Below are 19,731 nucleotides of genomic sequence, written 5' to 3'. Positions count from 1 at the left end.
TTAGTTTATTTTAATTTTTTTAGACGAATGTTTCGATATTCTACTTTCATAGGGGGACCAACGTGAACTTGAACGCCAATAAATCCAGATTTTTTGCCATTGATTTCATCCAAATCTGTTACGTCACTCATTAGTACGCCATTCACAAAATGTTGTAAGCGGTTTCCATTAGCGATGATATGTACTTCATTCCAATCCTCCGATTTGATTTTAGTTTTTAAGGAATCCATGTGTCCCAAAGATCCAGTCACTTTTCTGTCGATCCATGCATTTCTTTGTGATTTTGATCTCACATTTTCGTATAAGCTTGGGTCTGTTTGCTCGTTTATAGTAACGATTTCTCCTCTGTAGGCTAAGGTTGTACGGCCTCTTTCTTCGTAATTTTGGCCAGAAAAGCGGTTGGCTCCATCGATATCGGCTTGGTAGCCTCTCATTCCTAAAGGAAGGTCTGGGAGAAGTTCAACTGAACGATAATTTATGCCAGTATTTCCTTGTTTAGTGATTTTTACTTCACATTTAAATTCAAAATTGGCAGGTTGTTCTTTGCGATAGATGATAAAAGTATTTCTTTTTAAAACGGTTTCTGGGGTTATTTCACCAACGATTGAACCATTTTCAACACGCCAGTAGGTGGGGTCTCCTTCCCAGCCATCGAGTGTTTTTCCATCAAATATTTTTTTGAAACCTTTTTCTGAAGAGGAAAGGTTCTCACTAGGCGAATAGCTAAAAAGTAAAATAGAAATGAATATTCCTAAAATACTGTAAAGGTAATTTTTCATAAAATAGAGTTTAGCATTACAATATATAATTTTTAATAGAAAATATTGTCCTTTTTTAAAATATTAAAGCCGCGAAAGCTCGCGGCTTTAAAAGAGAAAACAAACTTTACTTCGTGAGGTTTGGATTCAATGCAGCTTCATCAGCAGGCATTGGATAGTATTTTTCAATTACAGAGAATGAATTACTTCTTAAAGTATATCCTTTTTGGTAATAATAAGAGAAAGGATTTGCTTTGATTTCAGCCCCATAAGCTGTAATTACTGATTTGTAAGTGTCTGTACGTACTAGGTCATGCCAACGCTTATTTTCAAATGCAAGTTCCACGCGACGTTCCTTCATCAGTGCAGTTCTAAAGCTTGCTTGATCTGCAGCTGTAGTTTCACCTAAACCTGCACGTTTACGAACCATATTCATATATGTAGCAGCTTCAGCTGTTTTACCTTGCTCATTCAAAGCTTCTGCTAAAAATAATAATACCTCTGAATAACGATAAACAGGCCAGTTCATTCCATGGTTACCATTTAATGCATGAGTTTTCATGTATTTTTTGATGATTGGGTATGTTTTACCTTCCCAAAGCGTGGTTGAACAAGTAATGTACCCGATGGAAGCATCTTTACGTAAATCTCCGGCCTCGAATGCAGCAATTACATTTGGTGTTGGAATGTTGTTTCCTTCTCCTGTTTGAGGTTGCGGATTTGATGTACCAGAAAGAGTCTTCAATTCAGCCTCTAACATTGGACGAGGTAGGAAGTTGTACATAAAGGTACCGTTGTAACCATTTGAACCCTCTTGGAATTGTACTTCAAAAACACTTTCAGCATTGTTTTTGTTTGCTGTACTAGTTGAAAATACATTATTGAAGTCTGGTATTAAAGAATATCCTCCATCTGCAACAACTTCACGCAATAATTTTTCAGCATTAGCCCAGTCCTTTTTGATAATATAAAGATTTGCTAAAACAGTTTTTGCTGCACCAGAAGTTGCTCTTCCAGCCTCTTGAGCAGACTTTTTCTTTAAAGAAGCAGCAGCGCCCGTTAAATCATCAATGATGATTTTTTCTAAATCTGCAGCAGTTCCAAGTGGAGCAGCAGCTGTTTCTCTACCAGTTACAGGTTTTAATTGTAAAGGTGCTTTATTGAAATAACGGTAAAGCTCAAAGTAGGCAAAACCTCTAAGGAATTGAGCTTGGCCCTTTAAGTTTGCTTTTGCTGTTGCATCAAAATCGACTTTATCTATTAAATCCAATACTTGATTTGCCCGCGCTATGATCAAATAGTCCTGACGATATTGATTCAATACGTGTGTATTGGTAGTTAATCCACCAGAAACTGGGATGGAAAAATCTGCCAAGTCTTCTTGTTGCTCAGTTGCACCGAAGGCAGTATTACGCGCATAATAGGTGTTATCTGAGTGCATTTCTGATAATAACCAAGAACGGTCGTTGTAAATAGTTCTCAAGGGAACATAACATGCGTTGACCGCTTGCTCAAAGTCAGCTTGAGTTTTAAAGAAGGTCACCGAACTTAAATTGGTTTCCGGGGTAATATCCAAGAAACTTTCTGTACAGCCTGTCAACCCGACAGCTAGTAAACAGATTAATATGATTTTATTTTTCATGGTATCTAAAATAAACATGTTGATCAGCCTAATTAAAAGTTAAAGTTTGCTCCAATAGTGAAGGTACGTGGAACTGGGAAACTTGAGAAGTCAACTCCTTGGCTCAGGTTACCACCATCGCCTTGTCCATTTCCTTGCGAACTAACCTCTGGGTTTTGTCCACCCCAATAATTAGTGAAAATATATGCTTGTTGGCACGAAGCATACACACGAAGTGATTTGTAAACTTTAGAAGGTTTTGTGAATGTATAACCTAAAGTGATGTTTTTGATTGTAAAATAAGAAGCATCAGCAATGAAACGTGAGTTGATCCAGTCGCGCTCGATACCTGTTACGTTACCACCACCAACAGTTGTACCATATTTTCCATCACCTGGTTGAGCTTCTGATCTCCAACGATTTGCAACTTCTTTTAATAAGTTGAAAGGACCATCTAAGTTAGCAGTAGAGTAAATATGACGAACTAACAATTGGTTGCCATACGAACCAGAACCAATGATGTTGAAATCCCAATTCTTATAGGTTACATTGTTCGTAATACCATAAATAAAATCTGGGAATGGATTACCCATAATCACACGGTCGTCGAAGTTACCACCATTTGTGATGACACCATCACCATTAGCATCCCAAAGTTTGATGGTTCCAGGGAAAGAACGACCAGGTACTTTTGGGCTAGCATCCACATCTGCTTGGTTTTTGTACATACCTTGAGAAATGAAACCGTAGAACTGTCCGAAAGGTTGTCCCACCTTCGTGATGTGCCAAGTTCCATACACACGGTCAATACCAGGAGCTAAAGCAACTACTACGTTTCTATTGAAAGAGATGTTGGCATTTGTAGACCATTTTACTGCGCCAACCGTATTTTTAGTATTTACGCTAAATTCATGACCCCAGAATTTAATTTCTCCAATGTTGTCGTTGAAGTTTCCAAATCCTGATTCTTGTGCAATTTGAACTGAATACAATAAGTTAGTTGTATTCTTTAAATAGTAGTCATACGTAAAGTTTACGCGATCATTCCAAAGGTTTAAGTCTAAACCTAAGTCTAATTGGCGAGTTTTCTCCCAACCTAAATTTGGGTTAGCTAAAGAAGATACTGCTGCACCTGGAGCAACCGTGTTACCAAATACACCATTAACAGTATTGTTAATTAAAGCGTATTGTGTGTAGTTACCAATGTTATTGTTACCAATTTCACCGATACTACCTCTTACTTTCATAAAAGAAACTACTGGTAAATCTTTCATGAAAGATTCATCTGAAACAACCCAACCAATACCTACTGATGGGAATGTTCCCCAACGGTTATTTAAACCAAATCGAGAAGAACCATCGCGACGAATAGCCGCATTAATTAAATACTTTCCTTTGTAATTATAGGTAGCACGTGCTAAGAAGGAAGTCAAAGACCATTCTTGTACACCTGAGGTAGTTGCACCACGGTTGATGTTGATTGCCCCTTGAATTGTTGGAAGGCGGTCATCAGAATACGTATCAGCCTGAATGTTTGTAGATTCTTGGCGATAGTATTGATTGGTATAACCTCCTAATAACTCTAATTTGTGATCATCATTGAAAGTTTTGTTGTAGGTTAAGGTGTTTTCATTTAACCATGACAAGTTTTCAATGTTTTGACGAATAGAAACTGCAGTTGTTGGAGTTGGCGTATTCAGCGCATTTGTTGCAGTTGATGGATTAAAGAAGAAATATTTAGTTCTTAAAATTTCTCCATTCATACTTGATTTGAATTTCAATCCTTTGATTGGTTCATATTCAATAAATGCATTTGACAACAAGTTCGTTGTAGTTGTTTCATTGATAATTTCCTGTGCAGAACGAACCCAGTTTGCGTAAGCCCAGATGTTACCAGTACTTGCAGGGAACTTATTGAATTTTGTTAGAGTCGTTCCATCTGCTTCATAAATTGGCATAATTGGCCATGTGTGCATAGCGTTGAAAAGTATACCATTTGAACGGTCACCATCAGTTCTTGGCGTGTTGTCGTAAGAATATTGAGGTGCTACATTGAATCCAACAGTTACTTTATCTGAAATATCATACGCTGAATTCAAACGCATAGAATAACGCTTATAATCTGTACCAATTACAACACCTTTTTGGTCTAAAACCCCTGCTACTAATGAAGTTCTAGATTTTTCTTTATTTGAGGTGATAGATAAGTTGTAACTTGTGATAGGTGCATTCTTTTGAAGCAATGCATCGTACCAATCATTATTTTTACCCGCATATTGAGATGGGTTTTGGAATTCTACAGGAACAGGTTGTTTTGCATCTTCGTAAAATTCTTTTTTGAATTGTGCAAATTCAACTGCGTCCATCATTTGAACACGACCTTTCATAGGAACTTGTTGGATACCCGTGTAAGTATTAAAACTAACCGTTGTACCACTTCCTTTTCCTTTTTTAGTTGTGATTAAAACAACACCATTAGCAGCACGAGAACCATAAAGTGAAGTTGAAGCTGCATCTTTTAATACCGAAATATCTTCAATTTCATCTGGGTTCATAGCGCCGATGGAGCCTGTAATTGGGAATCCATCCACAACATACAAAGGTTCAGAACCAGCAGAAACGGATAATTGACCACGAACACGAATACTCATACCTTTTCCAGGTTGTCCGGTTGTTTGGTTAATTTGAACACCTGCTAATTGTCCTTGTAATTTTTGGCCAATTTGAGTTACTGGTAAATCTTTCAATTCTTTGTATCCTATTGTTTGTACAGCACCAGTAATTTCCTTTTTAGATTGGCTACCATAACCTACAACTACAACCTCGTTTAAGGTTTTGTCATCTGCCTCAAGAATAATGGATACATTATTTTGTCCAGTATAAGTGATGTTTTTAGAAGCATAACCAACCATACTTACACGAAGCGATTCATTTTTTGTAAGGTTGATTTTAAAGTTGCCACTGGCATCTGTTAGGGTTCCGCGGGAGGTTCCTACGACAGCAATTGTTGCACTTGCAAGTGGTTCACCGCCTGCACTACTTACTTTTCCTGTAAGTGCTTGTACAACTACAGTTTGTCCATTTGCAAAGGCCAAACACGAGAAAAAGAACGTCAATGTTGTTAAAAATTTAACGAATCGACCTCTTTTCTTTTCATAGTTAAAAGTGTTTTCCATAAAAAGGGGTTTAAGGTTAATAATTTAATTTGATGGAGTCAAGGTTTAGAGCTTAACTTGAGCAATTTAGAAGACTTATAAATTCGAACTATCCTTAGCTTACATAAGGATAGTCAAATTTTTTATTGAAATAGTTAAAAATAAGGACAAATCAGGGCAGATTTTTTCGATCGATTTTAGGTTTAAAATCGTATATTTGTAAGTCAATTATATTGATTATGAGCTTATTAATAGGTGTTTTGATTTTTTTGAATAGTTTTTTTAGTCAAAATCAAACGTCGAATTTTTGTCGTTTTGAAGACGGATTTTACACTTGTAAAATTTTAATAAAAAATATAAAAAAAAATGAAAAGGGCGAAGTAAAAAACGGGACTCTTGAAATACAAGGTTGCCATTTGATGCACGTTAAAATTGGCCAAAAAATTATTTTCACGAATAATCCGAAGTCGCCTATTTCTTTTGATGATGCGGGGGTGGTAGAAATTAAAGTCGGTGAGGAGGTGCTAGTGGTGGAGGCGGGTTATGAATTGTAAATTGTTAATTGTGAATGGTTAATTATGGAAGGTTCTTGAAAAAAAAATTAACAATCAACAATTAACAATTCACAATTATTTCCTACCTTTGCACCCCAAATAGAATTTTTATTAACTAAAATTCAACAAGTTAGCCCGGCTTGTTGATGTATCAAGGGCGACAAAATATGTCAAAATCTCCAAAAGATTTCAACTGGGACGAAGTTGAAGGTAAAGGATTCGGTGGAAATTATTCTGCTGCACAAATTGCCGAAATGGAATCAGCTATCGAAGCGACTTTGAATGCTGTTACCGAAAAAGAAGTAGTAAAAGGTATTGTAGTAAGCAAAACAGACCGTGAAGTAATCATTAACATTGGTTTCAAATCAGATGGTTTAGTTTCTGCTTCTGAATTCCGTGATATGCCAGATTTAAAGGCTGGCGACGAGGTAGAAGTGTACATTGAGAATCAAGAAGATGCTAATGGACAATTAATCCTTTCTCGTAAATTAGCTAAAGTGATGGGAGCTTGGACCAATATCGAAAAGGCATTGGAAGAGGATACTATCATCAATGGTTTCGTGAAGCGTCGTACTAAAGGTGGATTGATCGTGGATATCTTCGGTATCGAGGCGTTCTTACCAGGTTCTCAAATTGACGTGAAGCCAATCCGTGATTTCGATATTTTCGTAGGTAAAAATATGGAAGTGAAGGTGGTTAAAATCAACCACACAAATGATAACGTAGTTGTTTCTCATAAGGTATTGATTGAGAAAGATCTTGAAGAGCAACGTCAAACTATCTTAACTAACTTAGACAAAGGTCAGGTATTAGAAGGTGTAATCAAAAACATGACTAACTTCGGTGTGTTCATCGACTTAGGTGGTGTTGATGGTTTACTTCACATAACAGATATCTCTTGGGGTCGCATAAATCACCCACAAGAAGTATTGAAGTTAGACGAGAAAATCCAAGTAGTAGTTTTAGACTTCGACGAAAACAAAAAACGTATCTCTTTAGGTATGAAGCAATTGCAAGCACACCCTTGGGATGCTTTAGCTGCTGACGTAGAGGTAGGTTCTAAGGTTAAAGGTAAAATCGTTAACGTTGCTGATTACGGTGCGTTCTTAGAAGTATTACCAGGTGTTGAAGGCTTAATCCACGTTTCTGAAATGTCTTGGTCTCAGCACTTGAGAAATCCACAAGATTTCTTAAAAGTTGGCGATGAGATGGAAGCTGTTGTTTTAACTTTAGACCGCGCAGAGCGTAAAATGTCTTTAGGTGTTAAGCAATTGACAGAAGATCCTTGGACTAAAACTGATTTATTACAAAAATATGCAGTTGGAACGAAGCACAAAGGAACTGTTCGCAACTTAACTAACTTCGGTTTATTCCTTGAGTTAGAAGAAGGAATCGATGGTTTAGTTCACGTTTCTGACTTATCTTGGACCAAGAAAATCAAGCATCCTTCTGAATTTGTTAAAGTCGGTGATGCATTAGATGTAGTTGTAATTGAATTAGACGCTGAAAATCGTCGTTTAGCTTTAGGACATAAGCAATTAGAAGAGAATCCTTGGGATACTTTTGAAAGCGTATTTACTTTAGGTTCAACTCACAAGGCAACTATCGTTTCTAAAGGAGATAAATTAGCTGTTTTAGAATTACCATACGGCATCGAAGGCTTAGCGGCATTCAAGCAATTGGTAAAAGAAGACGGTTCTACTGCTGAGGTAGGAGAAACTTTGGATTTCGTAGTAACTGAATTCCATAAAGAAGATCGCAAGATCATCCTTTCTCATACACGTACTTACACTGAGCCAGCTCCAGAAGAGGTGAAGGCTGAGAAAAAGAAAAGTACTAAAGCAGCTGAAAAGGCTAGTACTTCTGTAGAAAAGTCTACAATGGGCGATATCGATGCGCTTTCTGCTTTAAAAGAGCAATTAGAAGGTGCTGAGAGGGCACAGGCTATTAAAAAATTAGAAAAGAAATCTAAGAAAGGCGAGTAATTTCTAATTATGAGTTATGAATTATAGCTCATATTCCAATTTAAACCTCCGGAGAAATCTGGAGGTTTTTTTGTTTTGAGAATGTAAGAAAATAGGAAAATAAGAATATAGGAATATAGGAATATAAGAATATAAGAATATAGGAATTTAAGAATATAAGAATATGGAGATATTGAAATTTAGGAACCATTAATTTTATCAAACAACTTTTAATTTTTACCATTATATTGCAGGGGGTAAGGGGAGTGATTTCCCCAACAAAAAAACCATTATATTTCCTATCTATAAATTGATAAAATATTAATGTTGGTAGATAAAATATCAAAAGCAATTCAAGTTATTTTATTCTATAATTAAACCCCTTTGGATGCTTACTAAAATCTAATTTCTTATATTCCTATATTCTCCAATTCTTCTATTCTCCAATTCTTCTATTCTCCAATTCACCGATTCTCCAACTCCTATATTCCCATAAAAAAATTGCCTTTTTCAATAAAATTTTCCAAATTGGATTTTCTAAATATTTGAAAATTTAAAAACCTCTAAATCAACAACAATATGAGTAATTCTTCAAGGCGTAATTTCATTAAAAACGCTTCTTTGGCGGCAGCAAGTTTTTATATCGTGCCGCGACATGTCTTAGGCAAAGGATTTACTGCTCCATCTGATAAGCTTAACATTATGGGTATCGGTGTAGGCGGAAAAGGTTACAGCGACGTAATGAGTTCTTTCAAAAATGGTGCTGAAAACATTGTTGCACTAGTTGATGTGGACGATAGACAAGCAGCTAGAGCCAGAAAAGAGCTACCAAAAGCAACTTATTACAGAGATTTTAGAGTAGCCTTAGATAAAGAAGGGAAAAATGTAGATGCTGTTATAGTGTCTACCCCAGACCATACGCACGCAACTATAGCTATGGAGGCTATGCGTAGAAGCAAACACGTATATGTGCAAAAGCCCTTGACTCACGATATTTATGAGGCCCGTATAATGGCGGAAAAAGCTCGTGAAATGAAAGTGGTGACTCAAATGGGTAACCAAGGAGCATCCGGAGATGGCGTTCGTAAAATGATTGAATGGTTCAATGGTGGTGTGATAGGTAAAGTGCATGAAGTGCATGTTTGGACGAACCGTCCCGTATGGCCACAAGGAATTTCTTATCCAACTGCTGGATTTGAAGTGCCTAAAGAAGTTGATTGGGATTTATGGTTAGGACCAGCAAAATATAGAGAGTACAACCCGGCCTTCTTGCCATTCAAGTGGAGAGGTTGGTGGGATTACGGTACCGGTGCTTTAGGTGACATGGGTTGCCATTTATTAGATCCTCCATTCAAGGTTTTGGGTATTCGTGATGCCATAGATGTAGAATGTTCAGTAGGGTCTGTCTTTTTACAAGATTGGACTCCAGAATGGATACCAGAAGGATGTCCCCCATCTTCATTGGTAACATTGAACTATGGTCCTTCAGAAAGAAATAAATCCAACGTGAAATTACATTGGTATGATGGTGGTCTTCGCGCACCACATCCAGAAGGAATTCCATCTTCGGAAATTATTGGAGAAGCAGATGGTGCGAACGGAGTTATCTTAATGGGCTCTAAAGGTATTATGACTTGTGCGACTTACGGTAAAGATCCAAAAGTTTACAAAGATGGCAAACGAGTTCCTGAAGAGTCACTTCCAAAAGCTTCTTTGCCACGTGTAAAAGATGGTGACGGTGGACACAACTACCAATGGGTAGAGGCTTGTAAAGCAGGCTTCGGAAACATGGAAGTAAGTTCTCCATTTGATTATGCTGCTCCATTTACTGAGTCGGTATTAATGGGTAACCTAGCAATTCGTTCGTATATGTTGAAAGATGGCAAAAACTTTGTAGGTCGCCAAAAATTAAATTGGGACGCTGCTAATATGAGGGTAACCAATTTCGATGCAGCTAATCAGTTTGTGAGAAGAGAGTATAGAAAAGGGTGGACGCTGTAGAATTGTTAATTATTAATTGTTAATTGTTAATTGTTAATTGTTAATTGTTAATTAGAAATTCTTGTTGGCAAACAATGTCAATTTAATATTTTCATAAAATAATTAACAATTAACAATTAATAATTAACAATTATCTTTGTCCATGGAAAAACAAAACATACTTAACCAGATAGAAAAGTGGGTTGCAGAGCAAGGATTTACTGTAGTAGCAAAAGATTTTGATCGCCCTTGGGGTGGTTTTTTTGTTTTAGATGAGTCGGAAGCTGCAAAATTTGCCGACAAGTTTTTCCCCGAATTGTCATTCGATGCAATTCAAATTACTCAAAAATTAAGTCCAAAGTTTTTAGTGGTTGCACCTCAGCAACGACTTTCTTGGCAGTATCATTTTCGCAGAGCAGAAGTTTGGAAAGTAGTGAACGGACCTGTAGCCGTTGCCATTTCTGAAACTGACGAGCAATCTGAGCCGAAGCAATATGACGACGGCGATTTTATTCAGTTAAACAAAGGCCAACGTCATCGACTAATTGGCTTAGGAAACTTTGGACTTGTTGCCGAAATCTGGCAACATACAGATATCAATAACCCATCAGACGAAGAGGACATCGTTCGCTTGCAGGACGATTTCGGGAGGTCTTATTAAAAAAATTATATAAAAAACTTTGTAACCTAAAATAGTTTCCATAGTTTTGTCAACCTTTTTAGTGGCAAAAAGATGAAAATTAGAATTCTTGATAGGGCAACAAAGTTATTTTTTCGTTACGGAGTGAAATCTGTAACCATGGATACCATTGCGTCAGACTTGGGAATATCCAAAAAAACTATCTATCTGCATTATCCAGACAAGGATACTTTGGTCAATGAAGTAGTAAAGAGCTTTATTGAAAAAGATACTTGCCAATGGAAGGAATTGAATCAAAAGTATCCCGATGTAATTGAAAAAATGTTTAAGTCATTTGAAATTATGAAGGAGATGTTAGTAGAATTGAATCCTGCATTAATGTTTGAAATCCAAAAGTATCATCCCGCATCATTTCAAATATTTGAACAACATAAAAAGGATGTGATGTATAGTTATTTGGTCAGTGATTTGAAATCTGGCATTTCGGATGGGTATTTCAGACCTGAATTATCTGTAGAAATGATTGCCAAATTGAGAATGGCAGAGGTGCATCTGATTTTTGATCCGGAATTCTTTGAAAATTCAACTAAATCAGTTTATGATATGCAATTGGATGCGCTTGATTATTTCATGCGAGGCATCATGACCGAAAAAGGTTTAAAAGTATATAATTCGTATTTAAATAAAACAAATAAATGATCCGCCTAAGAAAATTATCAACTTTGCTGCTTCTTATGGGAAGTACGAGCCTATGGGCTCAGCAATTCAGCTTAAAGGAGGCTGTGGATTATGCCGTTTCACATCACACGCAAATAAAAAATGCCCAAATTGATGTGTTGAATGCAGACGCCAAAATTAATGAAATCAAAGCAATCGGCTTGCCACAGGTGAATGGCAATTTTTCCCTTACAAACAATGTGCTAATGCAGCGTATGTTTATCCCTGCAAAGATTTTTAACCCTTCAGCCGCAGATGGAGAGTTGATCGCTGCAAAATTTGGAGTTGAAAATTCTGGATTTTCAAGCGTAGGTTTGAATCAATTAATCTTTGATGGTTCCTATTTATTGGGATTAAAAGCTTCTGCAGTTTATAAGGAATTATCACAAAAAAGTTTAACACAATCTAAGCAGCAAGTCGCAGAAAACGTAACCAAAGCCTATTATGGAATTTTGGTAAATGATAAGCGCATGGGTTTGTTGGATGCAAACATTAGTCGGCTAGATTCTATGTTAAAGGATACACGTGCATTGAATAAAGCAGGTTTTGCCGAAAAAATAGACGTACAACGTTTGGAAGTTCAATCTAATAATTTGAAAACGGAACATGAAAATTTGTTGCGTCTTCAGGAATTAGGTTATAGCTTATTGAAATTTCAGATGTCTTTACCCTTGGAAGAAAAAATTTCTTTAAAAGACAATTTGGAATCCGTAAATCTTCAAATTTTATCTAATGATTCTGCACCTTTTGATTATGCAAATCGAATTGAGTATTCCATGTTGAAAACCCAGGAAAACTTAGCGGAGTTGGATGTGAAAAATATCAAAGCAGGATATTTACCTCGTGTTGTATTTAGTGGAAATTATGGTATGAATACAGGAGCAAATGCCTTTGGCGATTTGTTTAGAAAGCAATGGTTTGACAATGCAGCTTTATCACTTGCCATTCAAATTCCAATATTTGATGGGTTCTCTAAAAAATACAAAAGCATTCAATCTGAAAATAATTTAAGAAAGGTTCGTCAAAGCTTTGATTTATTAAAATCTAGCATTGATCTTCAAAGAAATCAAAGTAGTATTTCTTTGAAAAATGCCTTGGAGTCGCTACGTGAACAAAAATCAAATTTGGAATTAGCAGATGAGATTTCTCGTGTATCTCGGGTTAAATACAAGCAAGGTGTAGGTTCAAGTTTAGAAGTATTGAACGCAGAGGCCTCTATCAAAGAATCACAAGTAAATTATTTCACCGCCCTATACAATGCCTTAATTGCAAAAGTTGAATTAGAAAAGGCAAATGGCACTTTATATAACGAATAAATAAAAACATTAAAGAAATGAAAAAGTACATTTATCTTTTAAGCAGTATCGCAATTTTGGCAGCTTGTTCAAAATCGGTAGATAAAAAGCAAGAATTAGCTGATTTGAAAAAACAAGCAGCAGAGATTACTCAGAAAATTGCAGTTTTAGAAAAAGAATTAGGAACCAATAAAAAGGATGAAAACAATCAAACAGTCGCTGTTTCGGTTACTCCTTTGATAGGACAAGATTTCAAACACTTTGTAGAATCTCAAGGCTCTGTGGTGGCTGAAAATACTGTATTGGTGAGCCCACAAACAGGTGGAACAATCCTTACCTTGCCAGTTGTAGCTGGACAAAATGTAAGCAAAGGGCAATTGATTGCTACCTTGGATAATTCGATTTTAAAAGAGTCGATGGAAGAAATTAAAAACCAATTGGGCTTAGCAAAAATTTTGTTTGAAAAACAAAAGACTTTGTGGGATCAACAAATTGGTACAGAGGTTCAGTTTTTATCTGCAAAAGCAAATAAAGAGGCTTTGGAAAAAAGATTAGTGACCTTGAAGGCACAATTGTCGATGTCACGTGTGGTAGCACCTATCTCAGGAACGATTGAAATTGTTCGCCAGAAAGCAGGCGAAATGGCTTCTCCAGGTATGCCAATTGTACAAATTGTCAATTTAGGTAAATTGAAAATTACAGCTAAAGTTTCAGATACCTATGTGGGTTCTGTTCGTGTGGGTGATCCAATTTCAGTGAAATTTCCGGATATCAACAAAGAGATTTCAGCAAGAATTTCAGTTGTTTCTAAAATGGTCAATCCATTGACAAGAACTTTTGATATTGAGGCTGCTATCCCAAATGCAGGAAATGAATTAAAACCAAACCAATTGGCTGTAATCAATATCAATGATGTAACGAAAGCCAAAGCCATTGTAATTGATGAAAATTTGATTCAAAAAACAGAAAAGGGAAGTTTGGTGTATGTAGCAGTTGAAGAAGGTGGCAAGAAAATCGCCAAAGCCAAAATTGTAACCTTAGGTTTATCGTACAATGGACAGGTAGAAGTGGTTTCGGGCTTGCAAGTAGGTGAGCAATTGATCACACAAGGCTACCAAGATTTGGTAGATGGACAGGCGGTAACATTTTAATTAATCGTATTTATTTCAATGGAAAATAATATAAAAAATGAACAATTGCCAGAAGGCAAAGGGTTCATCTATAACATGGTGGGTTGGTTGAGTACCAATCGCACAACCGTGTACATCTTTACGTTTATCATTTTCTTGGCAGGTTTCATGATTTACAGAAGCTTACCAAAGGAACAGTTTCCGGATATCGTTATTCCACAAATGGTGGTGCAAACGGTTTATGCAGGTGCAACGCCAACGGATATTGAAAATACGATTACCAAGCCTATTGAAAAACAATTGAAGTCGGCAACGGGTATTAAACGTATCAAATCAAACTCACTTCAAGATGTTTCTATCATCATTATTGAGTTTAACACTGATGTGGATGTGGCCGTTGCTAAGCAGCGAACCCAAGATGCTGTTGATAAATCGATAGCTGATTTGCCAAAAGATTTAACGCGTCAGCCTTCTGTGGCGGAAGTGAATTTCTCGGAATTTCCGATCATGAATATCAACATTGCGGGGGATTACCCTCTCGACAAGTTGAAGAAATATGCAGAAGATTTACAAGACGAGATTGAAGGAATGCCGGAAATTACTCGTGTGGATATTTTAGGTGCCTTGAAACGCGAAATTCAAATCAATTTAGATTTGGCAAAAATGCAAAGTTCAGGTGTATCTTTCTATGACATTCAAAATGTAGTTCAAGGAGAAAACGTAAACATTTCAGGGGGAGAATTGAATGTTGGGGGTGTTAGAAGAGCCTTACGAGTTACAGGAGAATTTAAAACTGTTGAGCAGGTAGGTAATTTGATATTACGTTCAAGCACTGGAGCAACGGTTCGTTTGAAAGACATTGCAGAGGTTACGGATAGCTATGAAGAAAAGCAAGATTTTGCTCGTTTGGATAAAAAATCTGTAATCACATTGAACGTGATTAAACGTGGTGGAGCCAATCTAATTGAAGCGGCAGATCGCATAGAAAAAACTATTGAAGAGTATCGCGAAAATCGTTTTCCGAAAGGATTGGTCGTTTCAATAACAGCAGACCAATCAGAAAGAACACGTGGCGACTTAGCAGATTTGATCAATACGGTTGTTTTAGGCTTCGTGTTTGTGGTGATTGTTTTAATGTTTTTTATGGGTGTTAGGGATGCGGTTTTTGTGGGACTATCTGTGCCACTTTCTGCCTTGTTGGCTTTCCTTTTCATGCCAGGACTCGACTTTACGCTGAACACTATCGTATTATTTGGATTTTTGTTGGGCTTGGGTATCGTGGTGGATGACGCCATTGTGGTAATTGAAAACGCTCACCGTTTGTACAACAATTTCAGGAAATTGAGCATTGCGGAGGCGGTAAAACTGGCAGCATCTGAGGTATTTGTGCCCGTTTTAACAGGTACATTAACCACTATTTCTCCCTTCTTGCCTTTGTTATTCTGGCCAGGTATGGTGGGTGAATTTATGAAGTTCTTACCAATGACCTTAATCATCACTTTGTTTGCTTCTTTGTTCGTAGCGTATGTAATGAACCCTGTTTTTGCGGTTTCATTTATGAAGCGACACGATGAAGAATCGAACGATGTGCATGCACCAGAGTTTGCAGATATTCGTAAGACCGTATTTATCTTATTGAGTTTGTCGGTTGCAGGCTATGTGCTTGGATTTGGGATTGGAAATTTCGGATTTGGAAATTTCTTCCTGTTTTGTTTAGGAATTTATGTGTTGAATCATTTTATCATCACCCCAAAGATGATTGTTCCTTTCCAGTTGAAAACTTTACCAAATTTCAAGAATAATTATAGAAAATTAATTCAGTATGTAATCACAGGAAAACGTCCTATTTACGTGGTTGTGGGTTCTTTCTTCTTATTGATCTTTACGTTTGTGATCATGGGAATTGTAAAGCCTAAGGTGATTTTCTTCCCTTCTGGTGATCCGGATTACATTTATATTTACAACAAAATGCCTGTCGGCACAGATGCACGTGTGACGGATTCTGTGACCAAGGTGGTAGAACAGAAAGTTTTCGAATTGTTGAAAAAGGAAAATGCAGGAAATCTTGTCAACTCAGTGATTTCTAACGTTGGAAAAAATGCGGGAGATCCAATGAATCCAGACCGCGCGGCAACTCCAAATAAATCGAAAGTTACAGTTGCCTTTGTGAAATTGACTGAAAGAGATGGAAGAAGTACCCAAGAATTATTGAATAAATTTCAAGATTACTTCTTTAAAAATCCACTTCCTGGTGTTGAAATGGCCATAGAGCGAGAGAGAAATGGTCCACCAACAGGTAAGCCAGTTGCTATTGAAATTTCAGGTGACGATTTCTTGACCTTATTGGATTTGGAGAAAAAAGTACGTTTTGCGGTTAAAAAATCAGGTATTCAGGGTATTCAAGAATTGAAATCTGATTTGGTTACGAATAAGCCAGAGATTATCATTGATGTGGATCGCGAAAAGGCAAGTAGAGAAGGTATAAGTTCTGCACAAGTTGCCATGGCAGTGCGTACGGGTTTGTTTGGTGCTGAGATTTCAAAGTTTAGAGATATCAAAGATGAATATCCAATTCAATTGCGATTGAAGGGCGAGTCGAGAAATCAAATTGAGCGTTTGCTATCGATGAATATAACGTATCGTGATATGAATATGGGTGGAGCCTTACGTCAGGTTCCCTTGAATTCAATTGCCTCGGTACATTATGCAACTTCATTCTCTCAGATCAATCGTAAGAATCAAGAGCGTATGATTACCTTGAGTTCCGATGTATTACAAGGTTACAACGCGAATGAAATCGTATCTGAATTGAGTAATTTGTTTGAGACCATGGATTTGCCGCAAGGATATAAAATTAGAATGGGTGGTGAGCAAGAAGATCAAAAGGAATCGATGAGTTTCTTAGGCTTAGCCTTTGGTGCAGCTTTGGTATTGATTTATTTGATTTTGGCCACACAGTTTAATTCTGCAACAAAGCCATTCATCATCTTTGCAACCATTTTATTGTCATTGATTGGCGTTCTTTTAGGCTTTATGACCTTTGGAATGACTTTCTCAGTAATTATGTCGGGCGTTGGTATCATTGCTTTAGCAGGAATTGTTGTGAAAAACGGAATTTTGTTGATTGAATTCATTGAAGAATTACGATTTAAACGCGGGTATGGATTGAAAGAAGCCATTATAGAAGGTGGAGGAATTCGTTTGACGCCGGTATTGTTAACCGCTTCTGCGGCTGTATTAGGTTTAATACCATTAGCGATTGGTTTGTCGATTGACTTTGTAACCTTATTTACAGAATTAAATCCACATATATTCATTGGTTCAGACTCTGCCGTTTTCTGGGGAATTTTAGCTTGGACAATCATCTTTGGATTAACGTTCTCAACAGTACTTACGTTGGTTATTGTGCCTTGTATGTATTATATCTCGGAGCGGATTAGAGAAAGGTTTTCTTAGTTATGGGTTATGGGTTATGGGTTATGGGTTATGGGTTATGGGTTATGGGTTATGGAGTTGATGTTAGAAGGTGAGGATTTATGAAGTAATTGATAATTTAGGGCTGTGGAGAAATTCCACAGCCTTTTTAAGTATCCCTAATCTTAATAAAGTAAGCCATTGTTAAATCCTACATTCGGGAAAAAATATCAAATTTCTTTTCAAAAAAAACCTTAAATTGCAGGGGGCCACCCTGGCGGGGATAGGGGTTGCATTTCCCCTAAAAAAAATAATTAAATTTCCCTATCACCAAACTGATAAAATAAGACATCAATTGTTCAGGAACCTCTCACAACCCAAAACTCATAACCCATAACCCAATATGCGTTTTCTCCTCCTATTTCTCCTCCCTCTACTTTCCTTTGCACAAACTATAAATGTTGGATTCAAGGATTTTCAATTAAAAGCAGGTTTGAATCAAAATCAGTTTCAATACCAAGTTTTATTCAAGGGTAAAGAAATTGTTGCACCTTCAAAACTTGGATTTTCTTTAGCGAAGCCTGCCATTGATTTGAATCGCTTTTCAATCATTAAAATAGATTCTTCTGAATCAAATTCTACTTGGAGGCCAATTTGGGGTGAAGAGGATGTAATTCAAGATCATCACAAAAAGTTGATTTTTCACTTGAGTACCATCGGTTTAAATTCAATCAAACTTGATGTTGAATTTCGAGTTTCTGGTAATGGGGTAGCCTTTCGATATAGTTTCCCGAAACAGGATAATTTACAGCACTTTATTATAAAAGAGGAATTGAGTCAAATTCAATTGACGGGAAATCATAAAGCATTTTGGATTCCGGGCGATTATGACACCAACGAATATCTGTACCAAACTACTTTGCTTTCAGAAGTGGATGCTCTAAAAGCAGCTGAGAAGGAAAAGGATATTGCCCTTACCACCTTGGTAGATGACCATACGATTCAAGTTCCGCTAACCTTGAAAACAAACGAGGGAATTTATATCAATATTCATGAAGCGGCATTAATTGGTTATCCCGCCATGATGTTGAAATTGGATCGATCAAATTATTCTTTGCATAGTCATTTAGTTTCTGATGCAGTTGGTAATAAAGCCTATTTAGAAACGGGTTTTTCTACCCCATGGAGGGTTATTCAGGTTGCTTCACAAGCAAAAGATTTATTGGCCTCTCGATTCATTTTAAACTTAAATGAACCAAGCAAATTGACAAATACTGATTGGATTAAACCGCAAAAATACATGGGAGTATGGTGGGAAATGCACATCGGAAAAGGTACCTGGCAAATGGCAGGTGGAAAACATGCAGCTACAACCGAAAACACTAAAAAATACATTGATTTTGCAGCTAAACACGGATTTGATGGCGTTTTAGTGGAAGGTTGGAACAAGGGTTGGGAAGATTGGTTTGGAAATTGGAAAGAAGAAGTATTTGATTTTGTGAGTCCATATCCCGAATATAACCTAGCCCAATTGAAAGAATATGCCAAATCGAAAGGCGTTAAATTGATCATGCATCACGAAACATCGGGAGCGGTGACCAATTATGAGCGACGTATGGACAAAGCCTTTCAATATATGGTCGACAATTCGATTAATACAGTAAAAACGGGTTATGTTGGTCGGATTATTCCACGTGGAGAGTATCATGATAGTCAATGGATGGTGAATCATTACCAACGTGTGGCTGAAAAGGCAGCTGAATATAAAATCATGGTGGATGCGCATGAGCCGGTTCATCCAACGGGCTTGCACAGAACTTTCCCTAATTGGATGTCGAACGAGGCCGCCCGAGGAACAGAATTTAATAATGCACCCACTTTAGGAATCAATCCTGAGCATCAAACCATTTTGCCCTTTACTCGATTAATGGGCGGGCCGATGGATTATACACCGGGTTTATTTCATTTTCAATTGAATCAGTTTGAAAAGGATAGAACTCAGAAAGTTTTGAGCACATTGGCAAAACAATTAGCGTTATATATTACAATATATAGCCCTTTGCACATGGCAGCAGATTTACCAGAAAATTACGAAAAACACATGGATGCCTTTCAGTTTATCAAAGACGTGCCGGTAGATTGGAGCAAAACGATTGTGTTGGATTCTGAACCGGGGGAATATGTTGGATATGCTAGAAAGGAGAAAGGTAAAGGGAACTGGTACGTTGGAGCGGTAACAGATGAGCATGGAAGAAGCTATAAAGTCAATTGTAATTTTTTAGAGAAGGGGAAAAAATATCAGGCTGTGATTTATAAAGATGCAGCAGATGCACATTTTGAGAAAAATCCGGAGGCTTTTGTAATTGAGAAAACGGAGGTAGATGCTTCCAGTATTTTAGTTTTAAATTTGGCGCCAGGAGGAGGAGTGGCGATTCAGATTTTAGAGAAATAATAATTTGTTTACCTTGGGGAAATTGGGTGCTTATTTGATTTTTTTATTTTT

12 protein-coding genes are annotated in these 19,731 nt (G+C 37.0%); 9 read left to right on the top strand and 3 right to left on the bottom strand.

The window, feature by feature from the left end:
- Positions 1 to 5: 5 nt before the first annotated feature.
- The 3 genes from EOJ36_RS11720 to EOJ36_RS11710 all read right to left on the bottom strand — a co-directional run bounded on the left by EOJ36_RS11720 (position 6) and on the right by EOJ36_RS11710 (position 5,555).
- The gene (locus EOJ36_RS11720) at positions 6 to 779 is read right to left on the bottom strand and encodes a 3-keto-disaccharide hydrolase (protein ID WP_127805608.1); all 774 of its coding nucleotides are present in this window, start codon (positions 777 to 779) and stop codon (positions 6 to 8) included.
- 106 nt (positions 780 to 885) lie between these two features.
- Positions 886 to 2,400, bottom strand: coding sequence for a RagB/SusD family nutrient uptake outer membrane protein (locus EOJ36_RS11715; RefSeq protein ID WP_127805606.1), 1,515 nt, complete (start codon positions 2,398 to 2,400; stop codon positions 886 to 888).
- 32 nt (positions 2,401 to 2,432) lie between these two features.
- Positions 2,433 to 5,555 (bottom strand): SusC/RagA family TonB-linked outer membrane protein, encoded by a 3,123-nt coding sequence (locus EOJ36_RS11710; protein ID WP_127805604.1) that lies wholly within the window; start codon positions 5,553 to 5,555, stop codon positions 2,433 to 2,435.
- Between the two features lie 218 nt (positions 5,556 to 5,773).
- Here EOJ36_RS11710 and EOJ36_RS11705 point away from each other — a divergent pair, with 218 nt between their 5' ends.
- The 9 genes from EOJ36_RS11705 to EOJ36_RS11665 all read left to right on the top strand — a co-directional run bounded on the left by EOJ36_RS11705 (position 5,774) and on the right by EOJ36_RS11665 (position 19,680).
- Positions 5,774 to 6,088, top strand: coding sequence for a hypothetical protein (locus EOJ36_RS11705; RefSeq protein ID WP_127805602.1), 315 nt, complete (start codon positions 5,774 to 5,776; stop codon positions 6,086 to 6,088).
- A gap of 167 nt (positions 6,089 to 6,255) precedes the next feature.
- A complete protein-coding gene (gene rpsA, locus EOJ36_RS11700) occupies positions 6,256 to 8,073 on the top strand; it encodes a 30S ribosomal protein S1 (RefSeq protein ID WP_127805600.1) in 1,818 nt (605 codons plus the stop codon).
- 558 nt (positions 8,074 to 8,631) lie between these two features.
- Entirely contained in the window at positions 8,632 to 10,053 is a 1,422-nt protein-coding gene (locus tag EOJ36_RS11695) for a Gfo/Idh/MocA family protein (RefSeq protein ID WP_127805598.1), read from the top strand.
- A 142-nt stretch (positions 10,054 to 10,195) separates the two neighbouring features.
- Complete coding sequence (locus EOJ36_RS11690; protein WP_127805596.1) at positions 10,196 to 10,693, top strand: cupin domain-containing protein; 498 nt, start codon at positions 10,196 to 10,198, stop codon at positions 10,691 to 10,693.
- A gap of 72 nt (positions 10,694 to 10,765) precedes the next feature.
- Entirely contained in the window at positions 10,766 to 11,371 is a 606-nt protein-coding gene (locus tag EOJ36_RS11685) for a TetR/AcrR family transcriptional regulator (protein WP_127805594.1), read from the top strand.
- Entirely contained in the window at positions 11,368 to 12,705 is a 1,338-nt protein-coding gene (locus tag EOJ36_RS11680) for a TolC family protein (RefSeq protein ID WP_238944487.1), read from the top strand. Before EOJ36_RS11685 ends, EOJ36_RS11680 begins: the two co-directional genes overlap by 4 nt.
- Positions 12,706 to 12,722: 17 nt before the next feature.
- Positions 12,723 to 13,835: an efflux RND transporter periplasmic adaptor subunit gene (locus tag EOJ36_RS11675; protein ID WP_127805592.1), complete on the top strand. Its 1,113-nt coding sequence runs from the start codon at positions 12,723 to 12,725 to the stop codon at positions 13,833 to 13,835.
- A gap of 75 nt (positions 13,836 to 13,910) precedes the next feature.
- A complete protein-coding gene (locus EOJ36_RS11670) occupies positions 13,911 to 17,270 on the top strand; it encodes an efflux RND transporter permease subunit (protein WP_238944489.1) in 3,360 nt (1,119 codons plus the stop codon).
- A gap of 361 nt (positions 17,271 to 17,631) precedes the next feature.
- The gene (locus tag EOJ36_RS11665; RefSeq protein WP_127805588.1) at positions 17,632 to 19,680 is read left to right on the top strand and encodes a glycoside hydrolase family 97 protein; all 2,049 of its coding nucleotides are present in this window, start codon (positions 17,632 to 17,634) and stop codon (positions 19,678 to 19,680) included.
- Positions 19,681 to 19,731 lie beyond the last annotated feature (51 nt).

Source organism: Sandaracinomonas limnophila, from assembly GCF_004005965.1.
GTDB lineage: Bacteria > Bacteroidota > Bacteroidia > Cytophagales > Spirosomataceae > Sandaracinomonas > Sandaracinomonas limnophila.
Note: the sequence above shows the minus strand (reverse complement) of the source record. Positions and strands in the feature narration are given on the sequence as shown.